Annotated in this window: 4 protein-coding genes; all 4 read left to right on the forward strand. The window is 74.3% G+C overall.

Features of this window, described 5'->3' with window-relative positions:
* Positions 1-367, forward strand: a 367-nt coding sequence (locus tag AC2CHG_RS30305; protein WP_484526093.1) for a carboxypeptidase-like regulatory domain-containing protein, incomplete at its 5' end; no start/stop codon positions are given.
* A 16-nt stretch (positions 368-383) separates the two neighbouring features.
* Entirely contained in the window at positions 384-1,640 is a 1,257-nt protein-coding gene (locus AC2CHG_RS30310) for a phage tail sheath family protein (RefSeq protein ID WP_484526094.1), read from the forward strand.
* Between the two features lies 1 nt (position 1,641).
* Positions 1,642-2,124: a phage tail protein gene (locus AC2CHG_RS30315; RefSeq protein ID WP_013286679.1), complete on the forward strand. Its 483-nt coding sequence runs from the start codon at positions 1,642-1,644 to the stop codon at positions 2,122-2,124.
* A 1,416-nt stretch (positions 2,125-3,540) separates the two neighbouring features.
* The coding region (locus AC2CHG_RS30320; RefSeq protein ID WP_484526095.1) for a CIS tube protein at positions 3,541-4,119 on the forward strand (579 nt) is incomplete at its 3' end.

Raw genomic sequence — 4,119 nt, forward strand, 5'->3', positions numbered from 1 at the left:
GGCGCTCGGCGTGGCGCCCCGGCCCGCGCTGCTGCTCGACGCGCCGGCCCGGGTGGAGCGGCCGGTCCCGGTCGCACCGCCGGTACGCCAGCCGCTGCGACTGCGGCAGCTCGGCATGCGCACGCTCGACGGCCGGGTGGTCGGCCCGCAGGACCAGCCGCTCGCCGCCGTCCGGGTGGAGCTGGTGGGCACCGCCCAGGCCACCGAGACCGACGCCGCCGGCCGGTTCCGGCTGGCCGGCGTGCCGCACGACCCCGCCGCGCCGGACGCCCCGGTGCGGATCCGGCTGGTCGGCGCGGGACGCGTCCACACCGCCGAACTCGATCCGGACGGCGACCACCTGATCGTCGTCCGCGCGCCCGACTGACGTCCGAGGAGGACCGATGCCCACCTACTTCTCCCCCGGCATCTACGTCGAGGAGGTGCCCAGCGGGGCCCGCCCGATCGGGCCGGTCGGCATGAGTACCGCCGCGTTCGTCGGGATCGCGCCCGACCGCGGCGCCCACGTCGGCGAGGCGCTGGCGGTGAACAGCTGGACCGAGTTCCTGCGGCTGTACGCCGACGGCGAGCAGCTGGAGAGCACCCCGCTGGCCCGCGCCGTGTTCGGCTTCCTGGACAACGGCGGCACCCGCTGCTGGGTCGTCAACGTCGGCGAGGGCGGCCGGCTCACCGGCACCGGCGGGCGGCGCGGCGGCCTGGAACTGCTGGAGGCGATCGACGAGATCTCCATCCTGGCCGCGCCCGGCTACCACGACCCCGTGTCGCACGAGGCCCTGATCAGCATGGCCGAGCGGCTGCGCACCATGGTCGCGATCTGCGACCCGCCGCCGGAGGTCACCGACGTCTCGCGGCTCACCCGCGTCGCCACGCCGGGCAAGCCGCCGAAGCCCGCGTCCGCCGGCGCGGCCGCGTCGTCCGACAAACCCGCCGAGGGTACGCCGGGCGACGGCGACGGCGAACCGCCCGGCACCGGCGGCGACCGGCCCCGGCAGTCGGACTTCGCCACCTTCTACTTCCCGTGGATCCGGGTCCGCGACCCGCTCAGCGGCGACCTCGTGCTCACCCCGCCGAGCGGGCACGTCGCCGGCATCTGGGCCCGCACCGACGCGCTGCGCGGCGTGCACAAGGCGCCGGCGAACGAGCCGGTACGCGGGGCCGTCGACCTCGCGTACCGGGTGACCCGGCCGGAGCACGACGTGCTCAACCCCAAGGGCGTCAACGTGATCCGGTTCTTCGCCGGGGAGGGCATCCGGCTGTGGGGTGCCCGTACGCTCGCCGCCGAAGCCAGCGAGTGGCGCTACCTGAACGTGCGGCGGCTGTCCATCTCCATCGAGCAGGCCATCGCGGGCGGCACCCGGTGGATGGTGTTCGAGCCGAACGACTTCACGCTGTGGCGCTCGATCCGCCGCGACATCGGGGCGTTCCTCACCCGGGTGTGGCGCGACGGCGCGCTGCTCGGCCGGACGCCCGAGGAGGCGTTCTTCGTGAAGTGCGACGAGGAGACCAACCCGGCCGACGTCCGCGACGCCGGGATGGTGGTGGCGCACATCGGCATCGCCGTGGTCAAGCCCGCGGAGTTCGTGGTGTTCAAGCTGAGCCAGTGGGCCGGCGGCACCGAGACCGAGACGATCGGAGGCTGACATGCCCACCACTGCGACGCCGCAGCCGGGCGCACCCGTCGACCCGTACCGGGCCTACCACTTCAAGCTGCTGATCAACGGCATCACCAACGGGCACTTCACCGAGGTCAGCGGCTTCGAGGTGGCGATACCGGCGCTGTCGTACCGGGAGGCGGGCAACGAACGCATCCGGGCCGTGCCCGGCCAGGTCGAGTACGCCCCGGTCACCCTCCACTTCGGCCTGACCAGCTCGCGGGAGCTGTGGGACTGGGTGAACGCGGCGGCGAAAGGCACCGTCAACCGGCGCAACGTGTCGGTGGTGCTGCTCGACCCGGCCGGCACCGCCGAGGTGCTGCGCTGGAACATGATCAACGCGTGGCCGACCCGGTGGCGGGGCGCGCACCTGAACACGCTGTCGCAGGAGATCGCCATCGAGGCGCTGACCCTGGCGTACGAGGGCCTGGAGCTGGAGGCCGGCGGTGCCGCCGCCCCGGCGACCGCGTGACCGGCTGGCCCGCGTCCTGCGGGCCACCGCCGACCGCCTCTCCGGACCGGCCCCGGCCGAGGACGCGCCATCCTCCCCCGGACAGCCGCCCGAGCACTGGCGGCTGCTGGTGGCGGCGCACGCCCCCGGCCTGCTGCGCGACCTTCCCCCCTCCGCTCCTCCCCCGCGCTCCGTCGAAGGGCGCCGGAGGGGGCGGTGGCGGAACTGGATGGCACGTGTAATCGACGGAATTGCCGGATCCCGCAACGGCCCGTCGAGATCTTGGTACAAAAGGGCCCCCATAGGGGCCGTTTCCTACCAAGATCTTCCGCAGCTCTTGGAGAGTGGGACGGGGATCTCGGTTGGTGGGGAGGACACGGCGGGGGCGGAGACGTTCCCGCCAGCGGTGGACGCTCGGTGCCGCTCGCACGACGTGGTACGCCCGGGCGGCGCCGGGTCACGTGAGGACGCTCCGGCATGCGAATGCGTAACGTCACCCGGCCCAGCCGGATCGGGGTGCGTCGCCGATCGATCCGGGTCGCGGGACGCCCTCGGCAGTTCAGGCACCCACGGCACCCCGGCCACCGGCACCGGCACCAGCACCAGCACCAGCACCAGCACCAGCACCAGCTTCACAGCGACCGCCGACACCGGACGAGCAACAGGGGCAGGCACCGGCAGCAGCGATCGCAACGGCACCGACAGGTTCAACGACACCGACAGTTCCGCCGGCATCGGTACCAGCGCGCCCACCAGCGCTGACCGGCGCACCGGCCCGGACGGCAGCCGTGACGCGATCGGATCGCGAGGCCGCGTCGCGTCCGGCGACCCGGCCCCGCCGTCAGCCCCGAAGCGATGGCCCGGTCGCAGCCCGGGTCGGGCGGACGCGCTCCGGAACCTCGCACAGGTCCGCCGAGGCCGGGCACGGCACCGGGATGACGACGCCGGGGCGGACCTCTCGCCCGATCGAGGGGATGTGCTCCCGCTCGTCTTCGCGGCTGCGCCACCATCGTCGCAGGGACCGGCCGCACGCACTAGGGAGGACCGGGCCGGGCCGGCGAACGGTCACGACGGACACGGGCCCGTGAGTGGCCGCGGCCGAACCGGGCCGGCTGACGGTCGCGGCGGAGCCGTCGACCACTACCCGGCCGCGCATTCGCCGTACCCGAACGGACACGACCCGGCCACCGGCGACGAGTTCCGGACGCGACAGTGGCAGCGACCCACGCGACCCCCGTCCGGCAACCCGTGGCCGGTCCTGCCGGACGACGCCGGCCCGGCCCGGACGACGAGCCCGGCCGGCGCGGCCCGGGCGACCGACGGCGGAGCACACGCGGACCCTTGGCCGGTGCTCCCGGCCGAACCGGCGTGGCTTCCGACACGGACCACGCCGTGGGGTGACACGGCCCGGCTGGACCGGGAACAGGCGGGTGACTGATGGAGCGCGTCGCCTTCCTCGTGGACGAGTCCGGTACCCGCGTGGACTGCCTGCTCAACCCGGAGACCGTGCAGGTGACCCGGCTGGCCGGGGTACGCCCGCGCGGCGGGCCGGACGGGCCGCTCACCGGCGCCGGACTGGCCGACGACCCGCTCGTCTTCACCGGCGGCGGACGTACCGAACTGGTCCTGGACCTGCTCTTCGACGTCGACTTCGTGGAGACCCCGGCCCGGCCCGAGGACGTCCGCGCGCTGACCCGGCCGCTGTGGATGCTGGCCGAGAACTCGGCGGTCGAGCACGGCTGGCTACGCCCGCCGCTGGTCCGCCTGGTCTGGGGCAAAACCTGGAACGTCCCCGGTGTGATCACGGCGATCGCCGAACGGTTCGACGCGTTCACCCTCACCGGGACGCCCCGGCGGTCCTGGCTGCGGTTGAAGCTGGTCCGCGTCGCGGAGGGCGCGGAGGCGGCGCGCGCCGACGATCACCCGGCGGCCGGTGTCCGGATCGACGACCTGGTTGAACGCGGCCGAGATCCAGATCCGGTGCCCGTCGCGGTGGGTCACCGGCACGGTGTACGT

It is taken from the genome of Micromonospora sp. ATLC20 (assembly GCF_057196585.1).